This window comes from Leptolyngbya sp. NIES-2104 (assembly GCF_001485215.1).
Lineage (GTDB): Bacteria > Cyanobacteriota > Cyanobacteriia > Leptolyngbyales > Leptolyngbyaceae > Leptolyngbya.
Map to the genome: position 1 here is coordinate 2,908,196 of NZ_BBWW01000001.1, position 25,131 is coordinate 2,933,326.

Genomic DNA, 25,131 nt, shown 5'->3' on the forward strand with positions numbered 1-25,131 from the left:
CTATTCAGAAATTCAACTTTATCATCTGAACTCGATCGCCGCAGTTTAGCCAATCCTCTACTGCATCCGATCGATCGTCCGATACTGAATTGCTTCTGCAACATGAGGCGTTTGTAGATCGTTATCGCCTGCCAGATCAGCGATCGTTCTCGCCACTTTGAGAATGCGATCGCTAGCACGAACCGATAATCCTAAGCGTCGAATCGCATTTTCTAACAGCGATCGCGTTCCGTTATCGAGTTTGCACCATTCGCGCAGATGAGCGCTCTGCATCTCGGCATTGCAGCGGAGTGGGGTGTTTTGAAAACGTTGGGAAGCGCGATCGCGTGCCTGTTGCACTCTCTCCCTCACTGTTTCCGAATCTTCTCCGGTCGGTTGCTGTGTAATCTCTTCAGGTTTGAGCCGATTCACGCCCACTTGTAGATCAATTCTGTCCATTAGAGGACCTGAAAGTCTCGCCCAGTATTGCTCTCTCGCCCTCGGTGAACAAGTACAAGCTTGAACCGTATCTGCATAAAATCCACAAGGACAAGGATTCGTACTCGCAACTAATGTGAACTGTGCTGGAAATGAAACCGATTGTCGAGTGCGAGAAATCGTCACACTTCCGTCTTCTAAAGGCTGCCGGAGAAACTCTAGAACATCCCGTCGAAATTCTGTTAATTCATCTAAAAACAAGATCCCTCGGTGAGCCAGCGAAATCTCTCCAGGACGGGGAAACGTTCCACCCCCAACCAACGCCGCCCCCGAAGCGGAATGATGCGGACTGCGAAACGGACGAACGCCAATCAGCGATCCTTTCTCTTTCAGCAATCCAGCAACCGAATGAATTTGAGTCACTTCTAGCGCTTCTTGAAACTCCAACGGCGGCATAATTCCCGGTAATCGACGCGCCAACATCGTTTTTCCACTGCCCGGAGGTCCAACGAAAATCAAATTGTGTCCACCCGCAGCGGCAATCTCCAAAGCGCGACGGGCATGAGCTTGCCCTTTGACATCTCGCAAATCTGGGGCAGAAAACTGCATTTCTGCAAGTTCAAGCTCACCATCGATTCGAGCCGGAATGTAGCCACTAGAATCATTGAGAAAAGCGCCAACTTCTGATAAATGCTTGAATCCGTAAACGTTGAGATCTTTGACGACAGCGGCTTCTCGAACGTTATCGGCAGGTACAACTAAGTTAGAAATGCCGAGAGATTTGGCAGCGGCAGCGATCGCTAAAACTCCCGCAACCGGACGCAAGCTTCCATCAAGAGAAACTTCGCCTAAAAATAAATAATTCTCCAAACTCTCAACCGCTACCTGATCCGATGCCGCCAAGATTCCGATACTGATCGGTAAATCAAAACTCGGTCCCTCCTTACGCAAATCTGCCGGAGCCAAATTGATCACAATTCGCCGCATCGGAAACGCAAATCCAGCATTCTTAATCGCCGTTCTCACTCGCTCTTTCGATTCTTGAATCTCAGTTCCGGGTAATCCCACGACGACGATTCCGGGCAATCCCCCAGCGACATCGACTTCTACCCCCACTTTCACCGCATCGATGCCCACCAGGGACGCACTCCAAACTCGCGCTAACATACTTTCCGATTCCTAATTTCGTATCGGTAGCGTACCCAGAACAGGCGACTGATACAATAACAGCGCACTCACTCGACTAAGCGACATGAGCGACTCGAACGACACCATTTTTGGCAAGATTATTCGCAAAGAAATTCCGGCTGACATTGTTTATGAAGATGATCTAGCGCTGGCATTTCGCGACGTGAATCCTCAAGCGCCCGTTCATATTCTGGTGATTCCCAAACAACCGATCGCGAAACTTGCCGATGCCGAATCGACAGATCATGCCCTGATGGGACATTTATTACTCACCGTTAAACGAGTTGCAGAACAAGAAGGACTCACGAACGGGTATCGAGTCGTGATCAATACAGGTGAAGATGGCGGTCAAACCGTGTATCATCTACATCTGCATTTATTAGGAGGTCGATCGATGAGTTGGCCCCCCGGATAGAAGCGGTTTGCGCTACGATCGAATAGAGCCGAAATCGGAGGAAAAGCCACGGTTTACACACGTCCCTTAGCTCGATTAATCGAGCAATTGCAGCACCTCCCTGGTGTTGGACCCAAATCTGCCCAACGCTTAGCCCTACATTTGATTAAACGCCCCGAAGAAGAAGTGAAAGCTTTAGCAATGGCGTTGATGGAGGCAAAGCTTCAAGTTGGGTACTGTTCTGTGTGTGGTCATTTGTCAGCGGAACCTGTTTGCGATATTTGTCGATCGCCGCAGCGTGACACGAAAACGATTTGCGTCGTGGGGGATTCTCGTGACGTGATTGCACTAGAGAAAACGCGGGAATATCGCGGCAAGTATCACGTTTTAGGCGGATTGATTTCACCGATCGATGGCATTGGACCCGAACAACTCAACATCAAGCAACTGGTTCGTCGCGTGAGCCAGCAGAAAGTCGAGGAAGTGATTTTAGCGATTAGTCCGAGCGTTGAAGGTGAAACGACCACGCTCTATGTCGGGAGTTTGCTCAAACCGTTTACTCGTGTGACTCGAATCGCGTTCGGGTTGCCGATGGGGGGCGATTTAGAATACGCCGATGAAGTGACTCTGGCAAGAGCACTGGAAGGAAGACGCGAATTGGATTAAGCCCTCACTCGATTGTGTGAAGTTTCCGTATAGAAATCAATAATGTGCCTGACGCTACTCGCTCTTTCCGTAGAACTGCGAGTAGCGTCCTTTGTTTGATTCCAATCCTGGATCGTCCTCCTGCGCTGCACTCCGATTGCTTGTCATGCTGTCACCTGTTCAGGAGCCTCACTGAATGCAATTAAAACCAAAAGCGTTAATTCAAGGATTACTTCTCACTGCCCCGATCGCATTCGGTTCGACGATCGCGATTTCTCCCGCCCAAGCCGCAAGTATTGCTGGCGCAAGAGGAGAACTTACACTGAATCAATTCGAGTGGACAGAAGATGCTACCTCGTTCGAGGCGATTACAAGAACGTCCACGGACGCAATCGCACCTGTGGACGAATCGTTCGCCCTTGCAGGATCTGAGGCATCCGCGCTTTCTGAACCTCAGAACGTTCAACAATCCTCAAACGCTTTAGCACTGGGGATTGGAACAAACTATTTTGCAACGGGTCAGGGATTTTCACAAACTGGAATCGGCTTCGATCCTGGATCGGGCTACTTTCAGTTCAATTTCAAAGCAACGCTCAATCTACTCACCCAAGCTGACCCAGACGCAAACGTACGAGCGCATAGCTTCGCCAGCTTTCAAGTCTACAAGAACGATGATCCATTCACGTTCATCGACTACTTGAGAGCAGATTTGTGGTCGCCCACAGACTTTCAACTGAGACTCAGCGATACGAGCTATATGAATATTTCGCTGTTAGAGCAGCGGGAAGGATTTGCGGAGATCGCAGGGACCTACCGCCGCAAATTTGACGACGGTACAGGCGTGACGGTACGTGGATTTACGAATGCTGAAGCGACAGTCGCGAGAGTTCCCGTTCCTCCGATGTTTGCGGTGGTGATTCTGCCTGCTTTGTCGTGGCTCAAGCGGCGCAATCAGATGAAGGCTGCGCCGCAAGCGGTGAGCGATCGTCAAGCCGATTAAATTCACGGAATGGCGATCGATTTCGATCGCCATCAAATTCACACTCAATTCATCGTTCTATAAAAAGTTCATGCGGCGAAATTCCCTCGCCTGACACCGATTTGTTCTCTCAGTAGAATTGCGAGTATCTCAGTATTTCTGCTTCGGTATTGCCTCCTACCGTTTTAGATCCGATTGCTTATCAACGCTTAGGAGCGCAATTCTATGAAAGTCTCGAAAAAATCAGTCATTCAAGGTTTACTGTTTACGGCTCCGATCGTACTGGGTTCAACGATCGTGATTTCTCCCAGTCGGGCGGCGAGTCTTGCCTTTTCGACCGCAAATCTCACCCTAGAGAATTTCAATCGTCCGGGTCTTGTTAATCCCAACTTTCCGGTAGTAAGAACTGTGACCGTGACTTCAACGGATGCGACCGATGGCACCGTTAGCGCGATCGCGAATGCTTCTGCGATCGCAACCCTACCGCCCGATCCCACCCGGATTACTCAACCCTCAGATGCCAGAGTAGAACAATTCGGACGGCGATCCTCCGGTTTTGCCTTGGGAAGCTCGATCTCGAATCTCGATTTTGATACACAAGATGGATTATTCCGATTCGATTTTGCGGCAACCTTGAGCGCGAGCGAACAATTGACTCATTCAGTTCCGGGTGTGCGGGCGGCTGCAACTTCGTTTGTCGGATTTCAGATTCTCGACGCAGCAGATAATCAAATTGATTTTTTTGAAGCGAATTTGGTGGCTGGTAGCCCGTTTACGGTGCGGCGTAGTGCTTTTGTGCAGTTGACCACAGATGCAACCTCAGTGAGCGGATTTTATGCGCGACAGTTTGCAGCGGGGACTCAGTTAAGAGTGCGAGGAATTACGCTCACGAGTGCAGCGGTCACTGTCCCAGAACCGTCAATGTTCGCGGCTTTGTTAATTTTGCCTGGATTGATGGGGATGAAGAAGGTCGCTAGTTCTCGCGATCGCCAATTTGACTAGAATTCTGTGCTCCAAAAATCGCGCCTTGATGGGCGTAGTGTTTGTACTCCATCAAGTTGCCGAACGGATCAATTAGGAAGAAAGTCCGGTGTTCGAGCGGAGTGCTGGGAAAGCGCTGTTTCGGTTGTTGGTAGAACTTGAGGTGTTTTTGTTCGGCTCGATCGAGCAGCGCTTTCCACTCAGCTTCGTCGGTGAAGACTAGCCCAAAATGACGTGGGTAAATGCCTTTCTGCGGTGCGATTTCGTCCGGGGTCACATGGGCGACGAGTTGATGACCATACAGATTTAGAATTGCAGATTGATCATTTTCTCGTCCCAAACTACAGCCTAAACCGTCTACGTAATAGGTTTTTGTCGTGGGAATGTCGCGAACTGGAAACGCTAGATGAAACAGGACTGAAGACATAATCAATGCCAGAGAAGATGTCACAATCAATTATGGCGAATTTTTTCTGTGAATCATGCCTCTAAATATCTCAGACTGGCTGATTGCGATCGCGGTGAACACGGTTCTGCTCGGAGTGGCTGCGATCGTGCCGAAGAAACTCCTGACTCCTGGTGGATTAGCAAACGCTTGGATTCTTGGAGTGCTGGTCTGGGGCTGTCTGGGATGGCAAGGCTATTTATTAGTCATGTTCTACTTTCTAGTTGGGTCTGGCGTGACCTTTATTGGCAAGGATCAGAAAGAAGCTTTGGGCATTGCGGAAGCGCGATCGGGAGCCAGAGGAGCCGGGAATGTTTGGGGATCAGCACTGGTTGGATCGATTTGTGCAGTTCTAGCGTTTGTGTTGGCGAATCAGCAGATCGCGATCGATTTAATTCCATTGCTGCAATTGGGATTTGTAGCAAGTTTCTGCACCAAGCTTTCTGATACTTGCGGAACTGAAATCGGGAAAGCTTACGGACAGCGAACTTTTTTGATTACGACTTTGAAGCCTGTCCCGCGTGGAACTGAAGGAGCCGTGAGTTTAGAAGGAACGATCGCGGGAATTGTTGGATCGATCTCGATTGCGATCGTCGGCTGGTTACTTGGACTTATTAGCCCAATCGGAATTGGAATTTGTGTGATCGCGGCGTTTGTGGCAACCACGATCGAGAGTTTGATCGGAGCCACGATCGAAGATAAAGTCCCGCTTCTCACTCACGATGTCGTGAATATTTTGAACACGCTAATTGGTGCGATCGTGGCAATTGCGATCGGACTGGTGCTTTAGAATAAGAACAACCTTTCTAGAGGTTTCATCATGCAGCCGAACTTGAGATTTCCTCCCGCGAATCAGAAGCTTCTGACCATGTATGATTTGCCGAGTGAAGATCCAATGGAGTCCGGTTTGCCCGACGAATTTCATGACATTCAACCGCAATTACTCAGTCAAACGCTTCGATTAGCGGATTATGACAGCGATCGCATTTTCACAGGCACAGATATCAATCTCTACTACGCGCCCGATCATCCTCGCTGGCATAAACGCCCGGATTGGTTTCTTGTCGTGGATGTGCCGAGATTGTACGCGCAGGAAGATCTTAGATTGAGCTATGTCGCGTGGGATGAAGGTCGATCGCCCAGTGTCGTTGTTGAACTGCTTTCACCCGGTCGAGAGTTTGAAGATTTGGGCGCGTTTACCGATGAACTGATTGAGGAGGACATCCCGCACGATTTGCCGCCTTATACGATCGAAGACGATGAAACGGGCATCAAACCGCCCCACAAATTGCAAGTGTACGGGGAGATTTTACAAATTCCGTACTACTTTGTATTTAGTCGGTACAGCAATCGTTTACGGTTTTTCCAGTTCATCGACGGACGCTATCAGGAACAGCGAGTCGATCGAGAAAATCCGCGAGTCTGGCTCCCATTACTGGGAATTGGTTTAGGCGTTTGGTACGGCAAATTTGAGAGATTTACACGCTCTTGGATTCGTTGGTACGATGCTGAGGGGAATTGGATTCCATCCTATCCAGAACGAATCGAGCAAGAGCGACAAGCACGAGAACAGGCGGAATCTCAACTGAGACAGGTTGTGGTGAATTTATTGCGATCGGGAATGTCGATCGACCAAATTGCTCAAATCACTGGAATTTCTGAAGCTAAAATCCGCGAATTCTAGTTTGGAATCGTGGCTTTTGAGTGTAGCGGACTAGGAGATTAAATGTGGCATTCAAGACAGTTCTTGTAGCGGGGGCGAGTCGTGGAATCGGGCTTGCCGTAGCAGAACATTTAGCACTGCAGACTGAGCGATTGATTTCGGTATCGCGATCGACCTCTTCGATCGGAGAATGGATTCAAGCTGATTTATCGAATTTATCGGGTGTGGAAACAGTGGCGAAAGCGATCGGCAATGATCCGTTAGATGCACTACTTTACATGGGCGGAACTTGGGAAACTCACGCTTTTACCGATCAGTACAAATTTGAAGACTGCTCAGATGCCGATATTGCAACTGTGATTGCAGTGAATTTAATCGCGCCGATTCGATTGGTGAAAGCCTTGTTGCCTGCACTACGGAAATCTGAGAATCCGAAAATTGTGTTTATGGGTGCGCTTTCGGGTTGTGAGAATGTTCCGGGGCGCGAAGTAGCGAATAGTGCTTCTAAGTTTGGATTGCGTGGAGTCGTGCATTCTTTACGGGAAGAATTGCGATCGCAGCAAATCGGCGTAACCGTAATCAATCCCGGCAATATTGGAACATCCGAAGTTTTAGCAGATTTGGCATCAGAAAATTTGCTCGGTGGTGAAGCGATTCCGCTCACTGATCTGCTGAAAATTATCGATTGCATTCTCTCAGTGTCAAGAGCAACTTGCATTAAAGAAATTGATGTGCCTGCAATGTTGGGAACTTGGGCTTAAGCGAGTTCCACGATTACAGGAGTATGATCGCTCGGTTGTTCGAGTTCACGAGGAGCACGATCGATCACACAACCAACCGCCCGATCGTATAAATCCGGTGTCAAATAGTGGTGATCAATCCGCCATCCCGCATTCCGACGAAATCCAGCCGATCGATAATCCCACCAGCTATAGTGTCCGCCTTCGATCGTGAATTTCCGAAACGCATCAGACAATCCCAACTCTAAAACATGACGCAACGCTTCACGCTCTACATCGGTTGCCATCACTTGTTTTTCACGTCCTTTTGAATTGTGAATATCGATATCTTCAAGTGCAATATTAAAATCACCACAAACGAGAAGCGAAGGGGATTCTTGAAGCAATACTTGTAGATATTCGCGTAGAACTTTCAACCAACGTAATTTGTATTCGTATTTCTCACTGCCAACGGCTGAACCATTCGGAACATAAAGATCAACAATCCGAACACCATTGAGAACAGTACTGATGACACGCTTTTGGTCATCTAAATCGCCTACAGTTTCAGCAGGGAGAATTGCACTGAAACCCATATCTACTTTTTGTAGCGGCGATCGACTAATCAACGCAACGCCGTTGTAGCTCTTTTGCCCGAACGCATAAGCGTAATAGCCTACTTCTGCGATCGCAGCATGAGGAAATAATTCATCGATCACCTTCGTTTCTTGCACACATAAAAGATCGATCGGGTTTTGTTTCAGCCAATCCGTAACATGAGAAAGGCGCGTCCGAATCGAATTGACATTCCAAGTTGCAATCTTCATAGGTGAGATGAAATCAAACGGATTCCATCATCTCACTAAATTAGCGATCGTAATGCGGTTGCGACTTCTCGTGCGGATTGATAGCGATCGCTTGGATTCGGTTCGGTTAACTGATATAAAACTTCGATCAATTCAGGCAGTAATCCCGGAATCAAATCGGGACTGAAGCGATAATCCTGCCGCCATTGACGATAAAACAGACGCGGTTGTTGAGCGGAAATTAAGAAGGCTAACGTTGTCCCGATCGCATATAAATCTGATAGATAAGTCGCCTGTCCATTCTTCTGTTCAGGAGCAAGATAAGCGGCAGCAGTTTCATCGAGATCGAGTCCCCGGACGCTTCCGAAATCTACTAGCGCTAACTCATAAGAAGAAGTGGAATGAGCGCGATGGATCAGATTTTGAGGGCGGATGTCTTGATGCAGAACAGGCGGCGATTGAGTGTGAAGATAATCGAGAATTTCGCACACCTCGATCATCCAGGCGATCGCTTGTTTGAGATCAACTTTTCCATGATCGAGAATGTGCTGATCTAACGTCTTGCCCTCGATCATTTCGGTGACGAGAAACGGCTGCCCATCAATGCGAAAAAAATCGCGCCACCGAGGAAGACCAGGATGATTCAACTGTTTGAGCATTTTCGCCTGACGTTCAAACAGAGAAAGCGCCTGCGGATGATTGATCCAAGTGGGATTTAGCGTTTTGAGTAAAACTGTTTCGCCCGACCGCTGACCGAGATAAGTCATGCCCACTTTTCCCTGACTCAGAAGCTCGATCGAGTAATAGTTTCCAATCACCGAATCGTCTTGCTTGCGAATCCATTCTTCGCTGGGTCGCCCCGCTGACGTATCCATCGTGGTTTTAGAATCGGTCACAATCGTCTGCATTTTTAGCAACGGTTGAGTTTTTTTATCCTCTTCCGCATCATTGAATGGAAGATTGAGAGCTGGAACGCGGACAGATTCTAGCGTTCGCTTCATGTTGAGCGTATCAGAACGATCGAGATGAATTTGGAGATTCGGACCCGATCGCGCTAACCGAAAAATCATGCCATCGCGCACAGGTAACTGAGAAATTCGTTTGCCTTCAAAGTACGTCCCATTTGCGCCGAGGCTGACCAATTCCCAAGACGAATTCACCCGCCGAAGTTCGGCATGGTAGCGAGACACCACGGCACTATAGAGCACGACTTGATTATCCGTTGATCGACCCACACGAACGATCGTGGATTCGTCAAAAGTCCAGTGCTGGACGGGCGTTAGTTGGACTGGATGTAAGAGAGTTAAAGTAATCACATTCACGCCACAGAAGCTTGGACGAAATAGAACACAGAAATGACATTGCTTTCAGGAATTTGGTACGGATGAAAACCTAAGAAAAAGATGTAATCAATGTAACTCAGAGCTTCAAAACTGATGCAGAAATTATTTGAAATCGAGCGATCGAACTGGTTTCAAAATTCCCAGAAATTCCCTGCTTTCTAACGCCCGCGCTCCATCTTTGCCGTGACCCCCTATACTGTACATTTGGGATTTGAGCAGAAAATAGGGAGACTGGTATGGCATCCATTCGCGAGTTGCATCAACAACTCATCCGCAAAGAGCGATCGGCAGTAGAAATTGTGCAAGAGTCACTCAATCAGATTCAGGCACTCGAACCAAAGCTGCACAGTTTTTTGCAGGTGACGGGCGATCGCGCTTTGGAACACGCGAAACAAATCGATGCCAAAATTGCCGCAGGTGAGGAAATCGGATTACTGGCAGGAATTCCGATCGGAATTAAAGATAATCTCTGTACTCAAGGCGTTCCGACCACTTGCGCTTCTAAAATTCTGCAAAACTTTGTGCCCCCGTATGAGTCAACCGTGACGCAGAAATTGATCGATGCGGGTGCGGTGATGGTCGGCAAAACGAATCTCGATGAATTCGCAATGGGCGGATCGTCTGAAACTTCCGCGTTTGCGAAAACAGCGAATCCTTGGGATACGTCACGGGTTCCAGGCGGATCGTCTGGGGGATCAGCGGCGGCGGTTGCGGGGGGAGAATGTCCGATCGCATTAGGGTCTGATACAGGTGGATCAATTCGTCAGCCTGCTTCGTTCTGCGGCATTGTCGGAATGAAGCCAACTTACGGACTGGTTTCGCGATACGGATTAGTCGCGTTTGCGTCGTCGCTGGATCAGATTGGACCATTTGCGCGATCGGTAGAAGACACAGCGATTTTGTTAAATGCGATCGCAGGTTACGATCCCAAAGATTCCACCAGTCTGAAAGTTGAAATTCCCGACTACACGCAGTTTCTGACTTCTGACCTCAAAGGAAAGCGCGTTGGAATTATCAAAGAAACGTTTGGCGAAGGGCTTGATCCAGAAGTGGAAAAAGCAGTGAGAAGCGCGATCGATCAACTCAAAGCGCTAGGAGCCGAAGTTAAAGAAATTTCCTGTCCTCGATTCCGCTATGGAATTGCAGCGTATTACATTATTGCGCCTTCGGAAGCTTCCGCGAATTTGGCTCGATATGATGGCGTGAAATATGGAGCGCGGATCGAAGAGGCTGAGAATTTAATGGAAATGTATACGAAAACGCGATCGCAAGGATTCGGTGCAGAAGTCAAACGCCGGATCATGATTGGAACGTATGCGCTGTCTGCTGGATATTACGATGCGTACTATTTGAAGGCGCAGAAAGTGAGAACCCTGATTAAACAAGATTTTGAAGCGGCGTTTGAGCAAGTGGATGTGTTAGTTTCACCGACTGCACCGACGACCGCATTTAAGTTAGGCGATAAGTCGCAAGATCCACTCAGTATGTATCTGATCGATTTGATGACGATTCCGGTGAATTTGGCGGGACTGCCGGGGATGAGTGTGCCGTGTGGATTTGATTCGCAGGGTTTACCGATCGGGCTTCAAATTATCGGCAATGTGTTGCGCGAGGATCAAATTTTTCAAGTGGCATCGGCGTATGAGCGATCGACGGATTGGCATACACGATCGCCCAACAGGTTAACAGCCTAGAATCAAAGCAGCGCTTTCAGAGGTACACCAAGAATGTCAACGCTCGAACAAATCGAAGCCGCAATTCTAACGCTGCCAGCCGAAGAGTTTCAGCGGCTTCGGCAGTGGTTCTTTGACTTGGATTATCAGCGATGGGATGAGCAGCTAGAACAAGATATTGCAGAGGGCAAGTTAGATGCTTTAGCAGAAGAAGCGATCGCTGAGTTTAAAGCGGGGCGCTATCGAGAAATCTAATGCACTACGCAACTCGCATGAACTGAGATCAACACTGTTAATTCACGCATTTCTTTTACTCCCACTCGATGGATATTTGGGCAGTGTGATGGTTAGTAGAAAACACGCACCAGTAAACAGCAGCGCAACCATTAAAGAGGTCTGCATTCCCGAAGTGGTCGCTTCCTGACTAATCCGGTTGAGGGCAGGCACGATCGAGGGTGGCACTTTGTTCACTACGGCGGCGGTCAATTCTTGCCGAGAAAGCGTCTGAATCATTTCTTGCAGTGTCGCAATCAGCCGCGCTCTTTGAGCCGGCTCAACCGTCTGCCCCATCTGTTGCAAAACGCCATCTACCACATCTCGCGACGCATAAAAAATCAGCGATGTCCCTAGAATGGCTCTGCCGAGCGAATTGCCCAAATTTTGCACCGGATTGTAGATTCCGGTTCCTTCAATTCGATCGTTCTCGGCGGCTGAATAAGTCAAGCGGCTAATCGGTGGCGTAAATAATCCGGAGCCGATGCCCATTACCACTAGCCCTGGCAACAGATCAACGGGTGTCACTTGAAGCGTGAGACTGCGATATAACATGAAGATTCCAGTCGCCAAAAGCGCTAATCCTCCAAAGACAATAAACTTGGGCGGACACCGCTGAAATGCAGTCGCTCCATTACGATCGCTCCCCAGTCCTAGCAGTTTGAGCGACCCAATCACGACTACAGTTTTTGTGAGATTGAAAGGCACGATCGTCAATGCTGTCCGATACGGATCAAGCCCTAATGCCAAAGGCACATACTGAAACAAATTAAACTGCACTCCAGCTGTAATCAGCGTGTGCAGCATCGCCGCCAACATTCCCAAGACAAATGCTGGCTTTCGTAGCAGTCCAGCCCGCAGAATTGAAGCGCCCCCTTTTCTCGCTTGTCGTCGCTGCCAAAAGCCAAAGAAGCCTAGAAGAATCAAGCCCACAGCGATCAGTGGGGGCACGATCGACAATGGAAACGGCGGCACAACGAATTCCCCGATCGTCAATACGCGCTTTGGCTCCCACCAGCCAAACTCCATCGACAGACTCACCCCGCTGAGAATTAATCCTAATCCTAGAAACGAAAGCAGTCCGCCAATCCAGTCGATCGGTTGGTCACAGTACACACACAGTTGAGGCAGAGATCGCCGTCGAAACCAAATCGCAATCAGCGCCAACAGCGACGGTGCAAACGCCCATCGCCACCCGATCCAAGACGCAAGAAAGCCACCCAACAGCGACCCCATCAAGCTTCCTACTGTCGATACCACGATCAGTCCGACGGTCGCCTGCTCTACGGTTTTCCCTCGATAAACGAGATCGACGAATGTCCAAGGTGTACTCACTAACGGAGTCGCTGCCATGCCAGTGAGCACCGCGAAACTAATCGCCAGAATTGCGATCGAAGGACTCAGAGCCGTGATACCAATTCCCGTGCCATAAAGCGCCAACCCTCCTAAAAAAACGCGTGTGCGCCCGAAATAGCGGCAGAGATTTTCAGTCGTGGGCGCAAACGCGGCGGTCGTCAACGAAAACAGCACCAAAACGGTCTGAATCGCTCCGATGCTCGACTCAAAATCACGCACGATCGCGGGCATGATCGCAGGCAATACGCCCACATTGTACGAAACCATCCAGACCGTTAAGCCGATGACTCTGAATGGGGACGTTCGGCTTAACAGCGGATCAGTGTGCGTCGTCTCAGTCATTTTGTTCTAAGCCTTGAGAAACCTCATCGGTTCAGTGGGTTGAAACTGGGCTGACGTATCACCCGCGAAAATTGCTCCGTCGGTCAGCGTCAGTTTTTTAACGGGACTGCCTTCTGTAAAATCCAGGTTATCCAGATTGACCCAAAAAACATTCGGACTGCGGACGGACTCGAAAAAGAAGCGTTTGTTGGTGTGATCTGCAACAGTGCGCCAAATCGTTGAGGAAATATTAGGCTGACTCGGTGTACTAATGCCCATCGGTACAGACGCATTGCGAATCACCGAAAAGACAGCGGCGACTCCTTCGATCGCATTCGCCGTTTTTGGAATCACATTGATGTAGAACGAGGCACGAACAAATCGATCGGCGGCGCGATTCGTACCGGGAAGCATGGTTGTTCCCCCGATCGATTGCCAATATTCATTCAACGCTAACTGCTTACTATAGGTCGGAGAGTTGGTCATTACCCGATAATCCGGGCTGTGGTGAATCGTCAACTTACCTTCCACATATTCAAAGATGGCTGAATCGCCTGTTGGATCTGAGATTGAAAGATGAATTGTTCCAGGTTTACCATCGGGTGAGGTTACAGGCACGACGTAAAAAGATTCTTGCTCGATCGCGCTAACCGCCTCACTTACAGTGGCGAAATTATCCAGTACATACTGCGCCCATAGCGATAATGATAAAGGCTGACAAGTCTCGCTAACCGGAGCAATTGGATACTGAGTTTCGGGAAGGTATAGCAAGTTCGCAAACAGTCCTTGCTCGTTCATGCCGTCTGCGATGCCCACGTCCCAACCTGAAACGCCGACACTACCATGTTTTGAAACCCAGCGAATCGAGTTTTCCCCTGCTGCCCCATCGCGCTCAATGCCCCGTGGGAAAGCCCAGAGATTGCTCTTCATATCGTTGAGCCAGTCCATCGTGCGCCCGGTGATAACGAGATCGTCAAGTCCTCGATAGATGGCACGAGTACAACCGATCATGATTGGGATAGATAGCAGTCCTGTGAAATCCTCGATCGAGAAACTCAATCGCTCCTGAAAGCTAGACACAAATTGCAGCAAAAAAGAACCGATCGTATTGCAAAGATCAGGATACATAAAATGATGCTTGGTAGTCGTAGAAGAAATTCTACAGCAAGCAGAAGGTATGAGAAGGTGTAGTCTTATTGCTTCGATCGCACTTCAAAACTCGGTTTCGCCACGACCGCAATTCCTAACACTCGAATTTGATGACGATGTAACACTTGAATGGCGGCGCGGGCGGTGGCTCCAGTGGTGTAAATATCGTCAATTAAAAGCACTTGACGATCGCGGCAAATTTTTCCAATCTCAAATACTTGAGATAGCATTTGTTCTCGTTGTTTTGGCGATAGATTAAACAAAGCTTCGGTGGCTCGAATTCGCTGTAATCCTTGGGGTTGATGCAGATCGCCACTGAGATTACAAAAGGCGCGAGAAATTAATTCTGCTTGGTTGTATCCGCGTTGTTTTTGTTTCTCAGTGTGTAGCGGAATTGGAACGACTGTCAGCTTATTTTTAGTTAAACCTGCTTCTAACCACGATCGCGCTAAAGCTTCTCCAAGCGGTACGGCAAGTTCTGAATATTGATCGTATTTCAATCTTGAAATTGTGCGTTTCAGCGTATCGGTATAGCTTCCCCAAGCAAAAAGTTTTGGCTGTTGATTCCAGAATTGTGTGGGGTTGGGAAAACGATCGCGCTCTAAACGGCGTTGGCAATCGAGACAAAACGGCTCAGAGGTTGGGCGATCGCATAATGCACATGATTTTTGCAGAACGAAATTGAAGAAATTGCCGAACATTTGAAGCGACCAGAATCTTAACGTTAAGATGCCCGATCCCAAACATTCATTTATTCTGAGGAATTCCAGATTGCCCGATCGCGTCTCCTACAATCAGAAATCATTCTGGTGAACTGCCAAACGTGGATACACTTTTTTCTCTAGAGCGAATTGAATCGCAACATCAGTCGCAGGTCGGAGAACAAGCGCTTCAACTCAGTGTGTTCGCTCAGAAAGGCTTTCCAGTTCTACCCAGTGTAGTGCTGTCTGCCGTTCGATTTCGCAACTTCCTCGAAACAATTCACTGGATTCAGCCCCTGTTTGCCGATTTGCCGTATTCATCATTGCGGTTGAATCTTGAAGACTCACAGCAGCTTCAAACGATCGCTCGCCAAATTCGCCAAACGATTCAGCACGCAGAACTGCCGAAGGAATGGCTTTCAGAAATTCAAGCTGAAATTGCGAAAATTCCAAATCTTGGATCAGCTTTAATTCTGCGTCCGTCGATCGCAATTCAAACCGAATTACCGACGCAAGAACTCGCGGATTTAATCGAGCCGCAGATTTGCAGTACTGAGATAAATTCACTTGCGATCGCGCTTAAACAACTGTGGTCAGAACTCTTTCGAGCAAGGAATCTCGTCTATTGGCAGGGCGCAAAAATTGAACTACATCAGATTCATTTTGCGGTGTTGATTCAGCCAATTGGAAGCGCGATCGCATCCGGTTCACTCCAAGGCAATCCGCCAAACTGGGAACTGGTTGCAACTCGTGGATTGGATGTCGCGATCGCTCGTGGGGAAGTCTTGCCAGAGATTTATAAAATTTCTGAAGACCAGATTCAGTTTCAGCGAGCAGGGCGACAAACGATCGCGTACGAGATTCAATCGGGAAGTGAACCGTTAACGCGATCGCCCATTCGCGAAACTGCTCCGGTTTTGAATCCTCAACAGCGAGAAGTTCTACTTTCTCTCGCTCAGATGCTGCAATTTCCGGCTGCTTTAGACTGGCAATTTTATGACTCGGAACTCTACGTCACAACAGTACGCTATGGCAGTTTCAGTCAAAATTCTCAGACCGTTACCCAGTCGGAAGACTCGATCGTATCTGGATTAGGTGCGGCTCCGGGACAAGCGATCGCGCCTGCGTTTGTGCTTACTGACCCGAATCCGCCAAAGATTCCAGCGGGTTCGATACTCGTTACTTCGATGATTTTGCCGAGTTGGATTCCGTGGCTCAAGCAGATTGCTGGAATCGTTTCAGAGCAGGGAGGGATGACGAGTCACGGCGCGATTTTGGCGCGAGAAATGGGAATACCCGCGATCGTGGGAGCGGAACAGGCAACTCGGCGGATTCAAACCGGAGAAACGATCGCAATCAATGGCGATACAGGCTCTGTCACGATCGCGTCTCAGATTTCTAAATCAACATCAGAACCAAAACAAATGAATACGGTTTGGAATACGAATGCAACTCAGTTGATGATTAATCTGAGTCAAATCGATTCAACTTCGGCAGCAGTCGAAATGAATGTGGATGGAGTTGGATTACTCAGATCAGAATTAATGCTGGGAGGAATGCTGGAGAAGATTAATTCTGCTCAATTAGCAAAGCAGCTTCAAAAATTTGCTGAGTCGTTTGCGCCACGTCCGGTGTTTTATCGAAGTTTGGATGTGCGATCGCATGAGTTTCAAACCGCGTCCGAAGTCAATCCGATGCTTGGTATTCGAGGCACGTTCAGCTATCTGCAACATCCAGAGCGATTTGATCTTGAACTTGCCGCACTCGAACAAGCGATCGAAGCAGGATGCTCAAATTTGCGATTAATTCTGCCGTTTGTGCGAACGATCGAGGAATTCGTTTTCTGTCGTCGGCGGGTCGAACAAGCCGGACTATTCAATCATGCTCAATTTCAACTGTGGATCATGGCGGAAGTGCCTTCTGTGTTATTTTTGCTGCCTGAATATGTCCAAGCGGGTGTTCAAGGAATTTGTATTGGTACAAGTGATTTAACACAGTTGATTTTGGGAGTAGATCGCGATCAGAGTGCGATGGCGAAAGTATTCGATGAAAGCCATCCAGCGGTGATGAATGCAATCGCACAATTGATCCAATCCGCGCATCGATTGAAAATTCCGTGTTCGATTTCCACGCAGGCGACGATCACATCAGAATTAATCGATCGTTGGGTCGAATGGGGCGTAGATGCGATTTCGGTGAATTTGTCGGTGGTGGAAACGGTGAATCGAGCGATCGCACGAGCGGAACAACGATTGTTATTGAATGAGGTGCGTAGATCAAAGGCTGAAAAGCTGCCGAACTTCGATCTGTAAGTCTGGAAATGCTAAGGGCGCGATCGTACCTTCGCTCAAATTGAATTCCGTTTCATAGCCTGTTGCAGTTGGATCGCGAAATACAGTTAGTTGTAAATTTTTCAAATCCACGACCCAATATTCTCGAATTCCTGCTTCTGCGTAAATTTTCGCTTTAACCTCTAAATCTTTTTTTAACGTGGTGTTGGAATATTCAATCAGCCAAAAAATGTTTTCTGGATAAGGATGATGCTCTAGATAAACGGCATCAAGGGACTGAACGACTGCAATATCCGGTTGTGGCTCCGAATGATTGGGGAGAACAATCGGTCTTCCCTCCCGAATCTGAGCTAAATCGCCCAATCGTTTCTGTAATCGCTTAGAGAAGCGATCGCTAAAATAGACGTGCGGTTCCCCTTCTGGAGGCATAACAACGATTTCACCTCGTAGCAATTCCACATTCTGATCATCGAAAACGCCCGCCTCGATCGCTTGATGATAACGATCCAACGTCCATTTGTAGCGAGTAATTGTCATAGTTAGGCTTCCTCTGCTTTGGCTTGACAGCGATCGCACAATCCGAAAAATTCCAGCATGTGATAGTAAATTTTGAAGCGATGCGATCGGTTTAACTGCTGTTCAAGATCATGAACCGGACATTCATCAATCGCGATCGAATCCCCGCACTGCAAACAGGTTAAATGATGCCGATCTTCTTGAATGAGTCCGTAGAGGGCTTCACCGTTTGGCAATGTTCGAGCTTGAATCATGCCTTCGAGCTTCAAAGCTTCTAAAGCGCGATACACCGTTGCCAAACCCATACTCTGGTTTCGACTTCGCAACTCAACGTAAAGGTCTTGAGCAGAAATCGATCGATTGAGGCTCTTGAGAATTGTCAGAATCCGGTCTTGGCTACGGGTACGTTGTGCTTTCATATCAATAAATTGTAGAGATTCAATGCTGTTTTGAATCACCGCAGTCTTAGAATAGATAGGCTTTGAACCATCAGTCGGGAGGCGGTCGTGACTCAAAAATTTCAAGCTCAGATCTATGTTACTCTTCGCCCTTCGGTCTTAGATCCTGCCGGAACAGCGGTACAGTCGGGATTGGCACACATGGGCTACTCAAATGTTGAACAAGTCCGCATCGGCAAATATGTAGAACTCTCGCTCACTGCCGAAAACGAAGCCGCAGCACGAGAACAATTAGATGTAATTTGTGATCAGTTGTTAGCCAATCCAGTGATTGAAAATTATCGCATCGAACTTCAAGCACTGGTACAAGTTTAGAGGGGAAAATCGGCGATGAAATTTGGCGTGTTAGTGTTTCCAGGATCGAACTGCGATCGCGATATTGTCTGGGTGACTCAAGGGTTACTCAACCAGCCGACCCGCATGATTTGGCACGAAGATAGTGATCTGTCAGATATCGATGTCGTGGTCGTTCCAGGTGGTTTTAGTTACGGGGATTATCTGCGCTGTGGTGCGATCGCTCGTTTTTCTCCAGTGATGCGATCGACGATCGAACATGCCAACGCTGGAAAGCTCGTTCTCGGAATCTGTAACGGCTTCCAAGTGTTAACCGAAGCGGGATTATTACCCGGTGCATTGGTGAGAAATCGAGATTTGCATTTTATTTGCGATCGCGTTCCGCTCCGAGTCGAGCGCAATGATTTAATCTGGACGCAGAACTATGAGAAAGGGCAAGTGATCGAAATCCCGATCGCGCATGGAGAAGGAAGCTATTACGCCGATGCGGACACGCTGAAATCGATCGAAGATCACGATCAAATTCTGTTTCGCTACTGTGACCCGAATGGAAATCTGACTCCTGAAAGCAATCCGAACGGCTCCTTAAATCACATTGCTGGAATTTGCAACCGTCAGGGGAACGTGTTAGGAATGATGCCTCACCCAGAACGCGCTTCCGATCGAGCACTCGGCTGCGTCGATGGACTGGCACTGTTTGAAAGCATTCTCAAAGCGGTTCCTGCCTTGGTATAGAACTCCATCTTTATAAAGACGCGATCGAATTCACACCTTCCTAGCATGACAGTAACAGTGTGAAGCAGGAATTTAACATGAATACCGATCGTTCATTCGCAGTCGTGACCGGAGCTTCTAGCGGCATCGGTTACGAACTTGCAAAACAATTTGCCGAAAACGGCTTCGATCTTTTAGTCACCGCAGACGATTCAAAAATCAACGAATTGGCTCCTTCTTTCGAGTTCTTTGGTGCGAAAGTTCAAACCGTCCAAGCCGATCTAGCCGAATACGAAGGCGTTGAGAAACTCATTCAAGCGATTCAGGCAACGGGAAAACCTGTTGAAGCGATCGCAATTAATGCAGGTTTTGGTGATAACGGAAAATTCACCCAAACCGACTTGCAAAAAGAACTGAAGATGATTGACCTCAATATTTCTTCTTCAGTGCATCTCGCGAAATACATTACACAAGCGATGGAGCAGCGGCGTAAAGGTCGAATTCTGTTTACGTCCTCGATCGCGGCAATGATGCCCGGACCGTTTGAAGCGGTGTACGCGGCAAGCAAGGCATTTCTGCGATCGTTCTCTCAAGCTCTGCGCGAAGAATTAAAAGATTCAGGTGTCACCGTTACCGCACTAATGCCAGGACCGACTGATACGAACTTTTTCCACACCGCCAATATGGATGACACGAGAGCCGCAGCAAGCAAGAAAGACGATCCAGCTCAAGTGGCAAAACAAGGCTTTGAAGCGCTGATGGCTGGTAAAGATGAAGTGGTTGCCGGATCGATCATGAATAAAGTTCAGGCGGCAGTCATTCAAGCGATGCCCGAACCGATCAAAGCAGCGGCGCATCGTCAACTGAGCGAACCGGGTTCGGGCAACTAAAAACAAAACTGCCCTGAACTCGAATGAGTTACAGGGCAAGGGACAGTTAAACGCTATGTTCATTATGGCGAGGGAAAATCAAGATCAGGCGGGAAGTCTGGGACGGTTGTTGGAGTGTCCATTCTGGTTCTGCGATCGCATTTTTAGCAAGCACACTAAGAAAACCAGTGTGGGCTGGAGTCCTGATTATTTCTTGTTCGCGTATTGAGCAGTGTGCAGATAACCCCTTCGTATCTGAAATTGAGCAGCTTCCGGGCTGCTTTTTTGTTGGCAATGGTACTGAGATCGAATTTTCCCAGTACACTAGACGCGGAATCGAGTTTTTCCCCGTTATGCAATTTCTGTCCCCGCTGTACGCCATTTTTCTGCTTTGTGTCATTGGGGTGTTCTGGTCGGTGCGATCGAACTGGCTACGATCGTGGCTGATTTTCCTCACGAGTTTGGTCTTTTATTCCTCGCTGCAAGCTCAATATGTTCCGCTGCTCTTAGTAGCAACGGTGATCAACTACTGGCTGGGAAAAGCGCTCGGAGTTCCGCCAGATTGGAGAATCGAGGATTGGCAATTTGCTCAAGCGGATTGGAATCAGCGGCGGTTGCGAGTGCTGAGCGGCGGGATTTTTCTCAATGTGCTGTTGCTGTTGGGATTTAAATATGTGCCGTTTATTTTTTCAACGATCGGCACAACTTTTAATTTGCCAAATCTACAACAGAGTGCGAATTGGGCAGATATTAACCTCATTGCGCCATTGGGTCTGAGCTTCTTTAGTTTTGAGTGCATTGCTTATTTAGTCGATGTTTACCGGGGTGCGCCTGCTGCACAAGGATTTCTCGATTTCGCGGCGTATAAATTGTTTTTCGCGAAATTAATCTCAGGTCCGATTACTCGTTATCACCCGTTTGCCGGACAGTTTCAAGCAATTCAAGCGCCCCAAATGCCTCAGATTACTGAAGGGTTATGGCTCATTGCTTGTGGTGCGATTAAAAAAGGACTCGTTGCCGATCGCTTAAACGGTTTGGTCAATCTCAGTTTCGATAACATCCAACGCGCCGGAAGCACCGATCTGTGGATTGCGATCGTCGCTTACGGTTTCCAGCTTTATCTCGATTTCAGTGGTTATGTTGATGTTGCCCGTGGAAGTGCATTGCTCCTTGGAATCGAGCTACCCGAAAACTTCAATTTTCCCTACTTGTCAACAAGTGTGGCGGATTTCTGGCGACGATGGCACATGACGCTGGGCGAATGGTTGCGGAATTATCTCTATTTTCCGTTGGGCGGTTCGCGTCAGGGATTGATTCGGACGTGCTTCAATCTGATTCTAGTGATGCTGATTGCGGGAATCTGGCATGGGGCAGCGTGGGGATTCATTGCGTGGGGTGGAATTCACGGGATCGGATTGGCGATTCATCGGGTGAATGATGCGATCGCGAAACGATTCGAGTGGATCGAGGTCTGCTGGTCGAGTTTGCCTGGATTGATCATCGGTTGGGCACTCACTCAAGCACTCGTATTCGTCTCCTGGATATTTTTCCGCTTGCCGAATGTCGATTCTGCTTTCCAAGTGGTGCAGCGGTTGTGGGGAGCTTCTGCTGATGTGCAATATGCTCAAAAAGTTTACGGCGAAGGATTCGGGCTGTATCCTCCTCAGATCGGAATGCTGTTTGGTGCGATCGTCTTTGTGATGCTGTTGACTTACATTTTCCAGCGCGGCTTGAAGCTAAATCTCACGTGGCATTTGAAACTCTTACTGATTCCGCTGTGCTGGTATGTGGTTTGGCAATTGTCACCTGAAGCGGGAAGCCGCTACATTTATTTCGATTTCTAGCGGATGGAGCTATTTTTTCCTGCATGATTGAAGAGTGGAGTCACTGAAAGTTCTATGAAAAACCAACGATCGGAAGAAGTTCGCGCTCCGGAGGCGGATGTTACGGAGATTCGGCATTGGGGAACGGTCACACTGTTAGAAGATGCGAAGCGATATCGAATTAATCGGATTGAGATCAAGCCTGGAGCACACATTAGTACTCAGATGCACTATCACCGGAGCGAACACTGGATCGTGGTTTCAGGAACTGCGAAAGTGACCTGTAACGGTGAAGAAAAAGTTGTGATGCAGAAACAATCGACGTATGTACCAATGGGAACGCCGCATCGGGTAGAAAATCCGGGCGTGATTCCGCTGGTGATGATCGAGGTTCAGAACGGTGAATATCTGGGTGAGGATGACATTGTTCGGTTTGAGAAAGATCCAAACGGTTGATGAAATTGGAAATTGTCGATCGTTACGCCAATGGGATTGGGATTATCAATCGTGCCGTTACGTCGATAAAATTGGGAATTGTCGATCGTGCCGTTACATCGGGTAGAGACGCGATTAATCGCGTCTCTACGTTATTGGATGAACGATTGATTTGCGAAAAACCGCCCGATAAATCGGCTCACCAAATGACATCACCATCAATTCGCGTTCGGTCGGAACGGGCATCGGATTATCTGACAACCAATCGGAACCTTCACGGCTAAAATGCGGTGATTCGGTAAATCGATCGACCATTTTTCTCGCCACTTCCAAAATGTCCGATTGCAGAAATACGATCGCGTTTTCATTCATAAATTCCGCCAAGGTCGCGACCATTTCCGGCTGCACGACTCGACGCTTCTGATGTTTGCGCTTAAACCAGGGATCAGGAAACTGAATCGACACCCGCGCCAACGTTCCCAGTGTCAATGATGCCAAAATTGGGTCCAGTGAATTACTCACATTGCAAAAAATGTAGTGCAGATTTTTTAACCCTGCTTCGTCGCGCCATTCTAAAGCTTGATCGACGATCGGTTCTCGAATCTCCAACCCTAAATAATTCCAATCGAGTTCTTGCTCTGCCATTTTGAGCAAAAAGGCTCCCCGACCGCACCCGATATCCAAGTGCAGTGGACGAGTTGGATCAGCAAACACCTGACTCCAATCGGGCGGAGCCGTGGGCGTTTGATATTTGCGACTCAGCGGATTGACGTGCTCTCGAACTCGAACCAGTGCCACAGATTATTCCTTCTCCCTACAAATTCCAAACACTGAAGTATAGCCGTGTAGAAACGTACTGCCACCGACCGGACCGATTTCACCATTACAGAAAAATCCCGCGATCGGTAACGCTTCCAAATATTCATTCACTAATTGCGAATCAAAATTTGGTTCTCCGTACAGTCCTTCTCCACGTCCCAAACACGAAAACATTAAAGCACCAACCGGAGACGGATTTGCCTGACTCGCCTGCACATACCGCCGCAGTAAGAGATCTAAATCTTCCGCAGAAGTTTCTGCATCTCGAAGATGGAATTGAATCCGCTGACCCGGACGAATGAGATCGCCAATCGCAATTGCCCCCACTCGCGGATCGACTCCGAGCAAATTCCGAATCAAGAAATCTCCCGGCTCCAGAGTTTGCTTGAATCCGTTCTGAGCCACTCCGATAAAAATATGATTTTGCTGCGCGAGTTGTCGATCGTCTTCGCTCAAATTTTGCACTAAGTCCTGTAGCTGCTCTAACGGGGATCGCTTCACTGCACACCGCTCCGACGGCAATCCTGAGCCATCATCTTCCTGCATCGCCAGCAGAATATTACGATCGCCTTCTGTCACCCAGTACGGTTGCCCGATCGGACGACAGCCCTGAGCCACGATCGTATCCATCACGATATTTCCGCTCAGTGCCACTCCGACCGCCCCTTCACGATAAAAGCGATCGAGACAAAACAACCCCGTCGCCCCACTGCCCAACATTCCCGAACTCGCCAATCCTCCAACCTTCGGCGCACCTGGATACGCAAAATCCAACCCTTGCAGTAAATCATTCACCCGCTGCAAATCGGCTAACAGCACAAAATTCGGTGACTCTTGCGGCGAAACTCCGACCAATTCTGTCCACGTATCCGGCGGACTATCGAGATCGGGTAAATCGGTCGCGGACACATAAAACGGCTTCACCGTCACATTCGGCAAATGCGCCAAAACTAGACTTAATGCGGGTTCTTCCTCAACTTCCCGCGCCTTTCCACGAGAAGTCATCCCGACAATTCCGCCTCCGCTGCAACCCACGATCGACACTCCCGGCAACTTATCCCGCAGCAAGGGCAGCAACCGCGAATACTCACTTGCAAACGCCGACGAAATAAACACAAACCCCAAATCCGCCGAAGCGTCCAGGGTCGATCGTGCCTGAGACACCACCTCCTCGACTGCTGCTTCGAGAAATGGGCGCGTCGAAAGTGCGCTTGCCCACCGCATGTTTAAGGGTTCCGTCATGTGCGATCGCTCCGTATTGGACATCAAAGATTCGCAGTAGTTCCAGTGTAGAACACCGTTGCGGATCAGAAGAAAGACGGATCGGAAGACCGCACTCTAGGTAGAGTCGTCAGCGGTCAGGTTCGCAGGTTAATATGGGTATACAAAACATGAGTCAGCGCTCTCGATGGAAATGTTTTCCAGTTAGCAGAATAATAGGAGTCGATGTCCTAAGCTGATATGTTGGATAGTTCTGTGAGTCTTTCGAGATCAGCAGATCCTAGTTCTACTCTCTCACACGGCATTTAGTTTTTGATTTGAAAAGAGGACGGAATCCTATGGCAATTAACGATATTGAAAAGCAAATTGAACTTGAGCGTCAAAATGCGCGTGAAACTTGTGATCTCAGCGGCTCAAATTCGGGCGAATGTGCTGCGGCTTGGGATGCTGTCGAAGAGTTGCAGGCAGAAGCATCTCACCAACGCCAAAGCGTCAAGCCGAAAACTTCGTTTGAAAAGTACTGCGACGATAACCCCGATGCGCTGGAGTGCCGCGTTTACGACGAATAAGGCTTTCATTACGCCACATCTCTAATCTGAAAAACAAGCAGCGATCGTTGCTTGTTTTTTTGTGCGATA

General features: G+C 48.5%; 28 protein-coding genes. 17 read left to right on the forward strand and 11 right to left on the reverse strand.

The genetic code is table 11. The features are described 5' to 3' along the window. Positions 1-57: 57 nt before the first annotated feature. Complete coding sequence (locus NIES2104_RS13575; protein ID WP_058998712.1) at positions 58-1,584, reverse strand: YifB family Mg chelatase-like AAA ATPase; 1,527 nt, start codon at positions 1,582-1,584, stop codon at positions 58-60. A gap of 85 nt (positions 1,585-1,669) precedes the next feature. Between NIES2104_RS13575 and NIES2104_RS13580 the strand changes: the two genes are divergently transcribed. From NIES2104_RS13580 to NIES2104_RS13595, 4 genes are all read left to right on the forward strand, one after another. After that, on the forward strand, positions 1,670-2,020 hold the full coding sequence (locus tag NIES2104_RS13580; RefSeq protein WP_058998713.1) for a histidine triad nucleotide-binding protein: 351 nt from the start codon (positions 1,670-1,672) through the stop codon (positions 2,018-2,020). Positions 2,021-2,053: 33 nt separating this feature from the next. Next, positions 2,054-2,665, forward strand: coding sequence for a recombination mediator RecR (gene recR / locus NIES2104_RS13585; RefSeq protein ID WP_072218066.1), 612 nt, complete (start codon positions 2,054-2,056; stop codon positions 2,663-2,665). A gap of 175 nt (positions 2,666-2,840) precedes the next feature. Then, the gene (locus NIES2104_RS13590; RefSeq protein WP_058998715.1) at positions 2,841-3,644 is read left to right on the forward strand and encodes a hypothetical protein; all 804 of its coding nucleotides are present in this window, start codon (positions 2,841-2,843) and stop codon (positions 3,642-3,644) included. Between the two features lie 204 nt (positions 3,645-3,848). After that, positions 3,849-4,625 (forward strand): hypothetical protein, encoded by a 777-nt coding sequence (locus NIES2104_RS13595; RefSeq protein WP_058998716.1) that lies wholly within the window; start codon positions 3,849-3,851, stop codon positions 4,623-4,625. On the opposite strand, the gene NIES2104_RS13600 is transcribed toward NIES2104_RS13595, so the two are convergent. Further along, positions 4,597-4,989, reverse strand: a complete 393-nt coding sequence (locus tag NIES2104_RS13600) for a VOC family protein (protein ID WP_370561221.1) — start codon at positions 4,987-4,989, stop codon at positions 4,597-4,599. The two genes, NIES2104_RS13595 and NIES2104_RS13600, sit on opposite strands and share 29 nt — an antisense overlap. Positions 4,990-5,086: 97 nt before the next feature. On the opposite strand from NIES2104_RS13600, the gene NIES2104_RS13605 reads away from it, so the two are divergent. The 3 genes from NIES2104_RS13605 to NIES2104_RS13615 are packed head-to-tail and all read left to right on the forward strand — an operon-like array spanning position 5,087 to position 7,473. After that, positions 5,087-5,839, forward strand: coding sequence for a TIGR00297 family protein (locus NIES2104_RS13605; RefSeq protein WP_058998718.1), 753 nt, complete (start codon positions 5,087-5,089; stop codon positions 5,837-5,839). A gap of 30 nt (positions 5,840-5,869) precedes the next feature. Then, a complete protein-coding gene (locus NIES2104_RS13610; protein ID WP_058998719.1) occupies positions 5,870-6,733 on the forward strand; it encodes a Uma2 family endonuclease in 864 nt (287 codons plus the stop codon). A 44-nt stretch (positions 6,734-6,777) separates the two neighbouring features. Beyond that, a complete protein-coding gene (locus tag NIES2104_RS13615) occupies positions 6,778-7,473 on the forward strand; it encodes an SDR family oxidoreductase (protein WP_058998720.1) in 696 nt (231 codons plus the stop codon). Here NIES2104_RS13615 and xth read toward each other — a convergent pair. Both xth and NIES2104_RS13625 read right to left on the reverse strand, forming a co-directional pair. Continuing rightward, the gene (gene xth / locus NIES2104_RS13620; RefSeq protein ID WP_058998721.1) at positions 7,470-8,258 is read right to left on the reverse strand and encodes an exodeoxyribonuclease III; all 789 of its coding nucleotides are present in this window, start codon (positions 8,256-8,258) and stop codon (positions 7,470-7,472) included. The two genes, NIES2104_RS13615 and xth, sit on opposite strands and share 4 nt — an antisense overlap. Positions 8,259-8,293: 35 nt before the next feature. Beyond that, positions 8,294-9,553, reverse strand: coding sequence for an FHA domain-containing protein (locus tag NIES2104_RS13625; protein ID WP_192843582.1), 1,260 nt, complete (start codon positions 9,551-9,553; stop codon positions 8,294-8,296). Positions 9,554-9,816: 263 nt separating this feature from the next. Between NIES2104_RS13625 and gatA the strand changes: the two genes are divergently transcribed. Together gatA and NIES2104_RS13635 are read left to right on the forward strand one after the other, a co-directional pair. Beyond that, the gene (gatA, locus tag NIES2104_RS13630) at positions 9,817-11,274 is read left to right on the forward strand and encodes an Asp-tRNA(Asn)/Glu-tRNA(Gln) amidotransferase subunit GatA (protein WP_058998723.1); all 1,458 of its coding nucleotides are present in this window, start codon (positions 9,817-9,819) and stop codon (positions 11,272-11,274) included. 33 nt (positions 11,275-11,307) lie between these two features. Then, a complete protein-coding gene (locus NIES2104_RS13635) occupies positions 11,308-11,508 on the forward strand; it encodes a hypothetical protein (RefSeq protein WP_058998724.1) in 201 nt (66 codons plus the stop codon). 42 nt (positions 11,509-11,550) lie between these two features. Here NIES2104_RS13635 and NIES2104_RS13640 read toward each other — a convergent pair whose 3' ends face one another. The 3 genes from NIES2104_RS13640 to NIES2104_RS13650 all read right to left on the reverse strand — a co-directional run bounded on the left by NIES2104_RS13640 (position 11,551) and on the right by NIES2104_RS13650 (position 15,053). After that, positions 11,551-13,224 carry an MFS transporter gene (locus NIES2104_RS13640; RefSeq protein WP_058998725.1) on the reverse strand — a complete coding sequence of 558 codons (1,674 nt, stop codon included), beginning with the start codon at positions 13,222-13,224 and terminating at the stop codon, positions 11,551-11,553. A 6-nt stretch (positions 13,225-13,230) separates the two neighbouring features. Next, on the reverse strand, positions 13,231-14,331 hold the full coding sequence (locus NIES2104_RS13645; RefSeq protein ID WP_082689988.1) for a linear amide C-N hydrolase: 1,101 nt from the start codon (positions 14,329-14,331) through the stop codon (positions 13,231-13,233). 65 nt (positions 14,332-14,396) lie between these two features. Next, positions 14,397-15,053 (reverse strand): ComF family protein, encoded by a 657-nt coding sequence (locus NIES2104_RS13650; protein WP_058998726.1) that lies wholly within the window; start codon positions 15,051-15,053, stop codon positions 14,397-14,399. Between the two features lie 122 nt (positions 15,054-15,175). Between NIES2104_RS13650 and NIES2104_RS13655 the strand changes: the two genes are divergently transcribed. Then, the gene (locus NIES2104_RS13655; RefSeq protein ID WP_058998727.1) at positions 15,176-17,365 is read left to right on the forward strand and encodes a putative PEP-binding protein; all 2,190 of its coding nucleotides are present in this window, start codon (positions 15,176-15,178) and stop codon (positions 17,363-17,365) included. Here the strand turns inward: NIES2104_RS13655 and NIES2104_RS13660 are convergent. Continuing rightward, positions 17,330-17,881, reverse strand: coding sequence for a Uma2 family endonuclease (locus tag NIES2104_RS13660; protein WP_058998728.1), 552 nt, complete (start codon positions 17,879-17,881; stop codon positions 17,330-17,332). The two genes, NIES2104_RS13655 and NIES2104_RS13660, sit on opposite strands and share 36 nt — an antisense overlap. Before the next feature lie 2 nt (positions 17,882-17,883). After that, positions 17,884-18,375 (reverse strand): Fur family transcriptional regulator, encoded by a 492-nt coding sequence (locus NIES2104_RS13665; RefSeq protein WP_370561189.1) that lies wholly within the window; start codon positions 18,373-18,375, stop codon positions 17,884-17,886. On the opposite strand from NIES2104_RS13665, the gene purS reads away from it, so the two are divergent. The 6 genes from purS to NIES2104_RS13690 all read left to right on the forward strand — a co-directional run bounded on the left by purS (position 18,367) and on the right by NIES2104_RS13690 (position 22,474). Further along, positions 18,367-18,633, forward strand: a complete 267-nt coding sequence (gene purS, locus NIES2104_RS13670) for a phosphoribosylformylglycinamidine synthase subunit PurS (protein WP_058998730.1) — start codon at positions 18,367-18,369, stop codon at positions 18,631-18,633. The two genes, NIES2104_RS13665 and purS, sit on opposite strands and share 9 nt — an antisense overlap. A 15-nt stretch (positions 18,634-18,648) precedes the next feature. After that, positions 18,649-19,347 (forward strand): phosphoribosylformylglycinamidine synthase subunit PurQ, encoded by a 699-nt coding sequence (gene purQ, locus NIES2104_RS13675; protein ID WP_058998731.1) that lies wholly within the window; start codon positions 18,649-18,651, stop codon positions 19,345-19,347. A gap of 77 nt (positions 19,348-19,424) precedes the next feature. After that, positions 19,425-20,216, forward strand: a complete 792-nt coding sequence (locus NIES2104_RS13680; protein WP_058998732.1) for an SDR family oxidoreductase — start codon at positions 19,425-19,427, stop codon at positions 20,214-20,216. Positions 20,217-20,271: 55 nt separating this feature from the next. Continuing rightward, complete coding sequence (locus NIES2104_RS31780; protein ID WP_192843583.1) at positions 20,272-20,424, forward strand: hypothetical protein; 153 nt, start codon at positions 20,272-20,274, stop codon at positions 20,422-20,424. A gap of 124 nt (positions 20,425-20,548) precedes the next feature. Beyond that, positions 20,549-22,039 (forward strand): MBOAT family protein, encoded by a 1,491-nt coding sequence (locus NIES2104_RS13685; RefSeq protein ID WP_059001710.1) that lies wholly within the window; start codon positions 20,549-20,551, stop codon positions 22,037-22,039. A 54-nt stretch (positions 22,040-22,093) separates the two neighbouring features. Continuing rightward, positions 22,094-22,474, forward strand: coding sequence for a phosphomannose isomerase type II C-terminal cupin domain (locus tag NIES2104_RS13690; RefSeq protein ID WP_072218067.1), 381 nt, complete (start codon positions 22,094-22,096; stop codon positions 22,472-22,474). Positions 22,475-22,600: 126 nt separating this feature from the next. Here the strand turns inward: NIES2104_RS13690 and trmB are convergent, their stop codons facing one another. Together trmB and NIES2104_RS13700 are read right to left on the reverse strand one after the other, a co-directional pair. After that, a complete protein-coding gene (gene trmB / locus NIES2104_RS13695) occupies positions 22,601-23,251 on the reverse strand; it encodes a tRNA (guanosine(46)-N7)-methyltransferase TrmB (protein ID WP_058998733.1) in 651 nt (216 codons plus the stop codon). Positions 23,252-23,254: 3 nt separating this feature from the next. Next, positions 23,255-24,514, reverse strand: a complete 1,260-nt coding sequence (locus tag NIES2104_RS13700) for an FIST N-terminal domain-containing protein (protein ID WP_058998734.1) — start codon at positions 24,512-24,514, stop codon at positions 23,255-23,257. Between the two features lie 317 nt (positions 24,515-24,831). On the opposite strand from NIES2104_RS13700, the gene NIES2104_RS13705 reads away from it, so the two are divergent. Then, a complete protein-coding gene (locus NIES2104_RS13705) occupies positions 24,832-25,062 on the forward strand; it encodes a Calvin cycle protein CP12 (RefSeq protein WP_058998735.1) in 231 nt (76 codons plus the stop codon). The last annotated feature ends 69 nt before the right edge of the window (positions 25,063-25,131 follow it).

Excerpts from the sequence above, each read along its gene's own strand:
- NIES2104_RS13575 (WP_058998712.1), bottom strand. The coding sequence starts at position 1,584 with ATGTTAGCGCGAGTTTGGAGTGCGTCCCTGGTGGGCATCGATGCGGTG.
- NIES2104_RS13580 (WP_058998713.1), top strand. The coding sequence starts at position 1,670 with ATGAGCGACTCGAACGACACCATTTTTGGCAAGATTATTCGCAAAGAA.
- NIES2104_RS13590 (WP_058998715.1), top strand. The coding sequence starts at position 2,841 with ATGCAATTAAAACCAAAAGCGTTAATTCAAGGATTACTTCTCACTGCC.
- NIES2104_RS13595 (WP_058998716.1), top strand. The coding sequence starts at position 3,849 with ATGAAAGTCTCGAAAAAATCAGTCATTCAAGGTTTACTGTTTACGGCT.
- NIES2104_RS13605 (WP_058998718.1), top strand. The coding sequence starts at position 5,087 with ATGCCTCTAAATATCTCAGACTGGCTGATTGCGATCGCGGTGAACACG.
- NIES2104_RS13610 (WP_058998719.1), top strand. The coding sequence starts at position 5,870 with ATGCAGCCGAACTTGAGATTTCCTCCCGCGAATCAGAAGCTTCTGACC.
- xth (WP_058998721.1), bottom strand. The coding sequence starts at position 8,258 with ATGAAGATTGCAACTTGGAATGTCAATTCGATTCGGACGCGCCTTTCT.
- gatA (WP_058998723.1), top strand. The coding sequence starts at position 9,817 with ATGGCATCCATTCGCGAGTTGCATCAACAACTCATCCGCAAAGAGCGA.
- NIES2104_RS13635 (WP_058998724.1), top strand. The coding sequence starts at position 11,308 with ATGTCAACGCTCGAACAAATCGAAGCCGCAATTCTAACGCTGCCAGCC.
- NIES2104_RS13640 (WP_058998725.1), bottom strand. The coding sequence starts at position 13,224 with ATGACTGAGACGACGCACACTGATCCGCTGTTAAGCCGAACGTCCCCA.
- NIES2104_RS13645 (WP_082689988.1), bottom strand. The coding sequence starts at position 14,331 with ATGTATCCTGATCTTTGCAATACGATCGGTTCTTTTTTGCTGCAATTT.
- NIES2104_RS13650 (WP_058998726.1), bottom strand. The coding sequence starts at position 15,053 with ATGTTCGGCAATTTCTTCAATTTCGTTCTGCAAAAATCATGTGCATTA.
- NIES2104_RS13660 (WP_058998728.1), bottom strand. The coding sequence starts at position 17,881 with ATGACAATTACTCGCTACAAATGGACGTTGGATCGTTATCATCAAGCG.
- purQ (WP_058998731.1), top strand. The coding sequence starts at position 18,649 with ATGAAATTTGGCGTGTTAGTGTTTCCAGGATCGAACTGCGATCGCGAT.
- NIES2104_RS13680 (WP_058998732.1), top strand. The coding sequence starts at position 19,425 with ATGAATACCGATCGTTCATTCGCAGTCGTGACCGGAGCTTCTAGCGGC.
- NIES2104_RS31780 (WP_192843583.1), top strand. The coding sequence starts at position 20,272 with ATGTTCATTATGGCGAGGGAAAATCAAGATCAGGCGGGAAGTCTGGGA.
- NIES2104_RS13685 (WP_059001710.1), top strand. The coding sequence starts at position 20,549 with ATGCAATTTCTGTCCCCGCTGTACGCCATTTTTCTGCTTTGTGTCATT.
- NIES2104_RS13690 (WP_072218067.1), top strand. The coding sequence starts at position 22,094 with ATGAAAAACCAACGATCGGAAGAAGTTCGCGCTCCGGAGGCGGATGTT.
- NIES2104_RS13700 (WP_058998734.1), bottom strand. The coding sequence starts at position 24,514 with ATGACGGAACCCTTAAACATGCGGTGGGCAAGCGCACTTTCGACGCGC.
- NIES2104_RS13705 (WP_058998735.1), top strand. The coding sequence starts at position 24,832 with ATGGCAATTAACGATATTGAAAAGCAAATTGAACTTGAGCGTCAAAAT.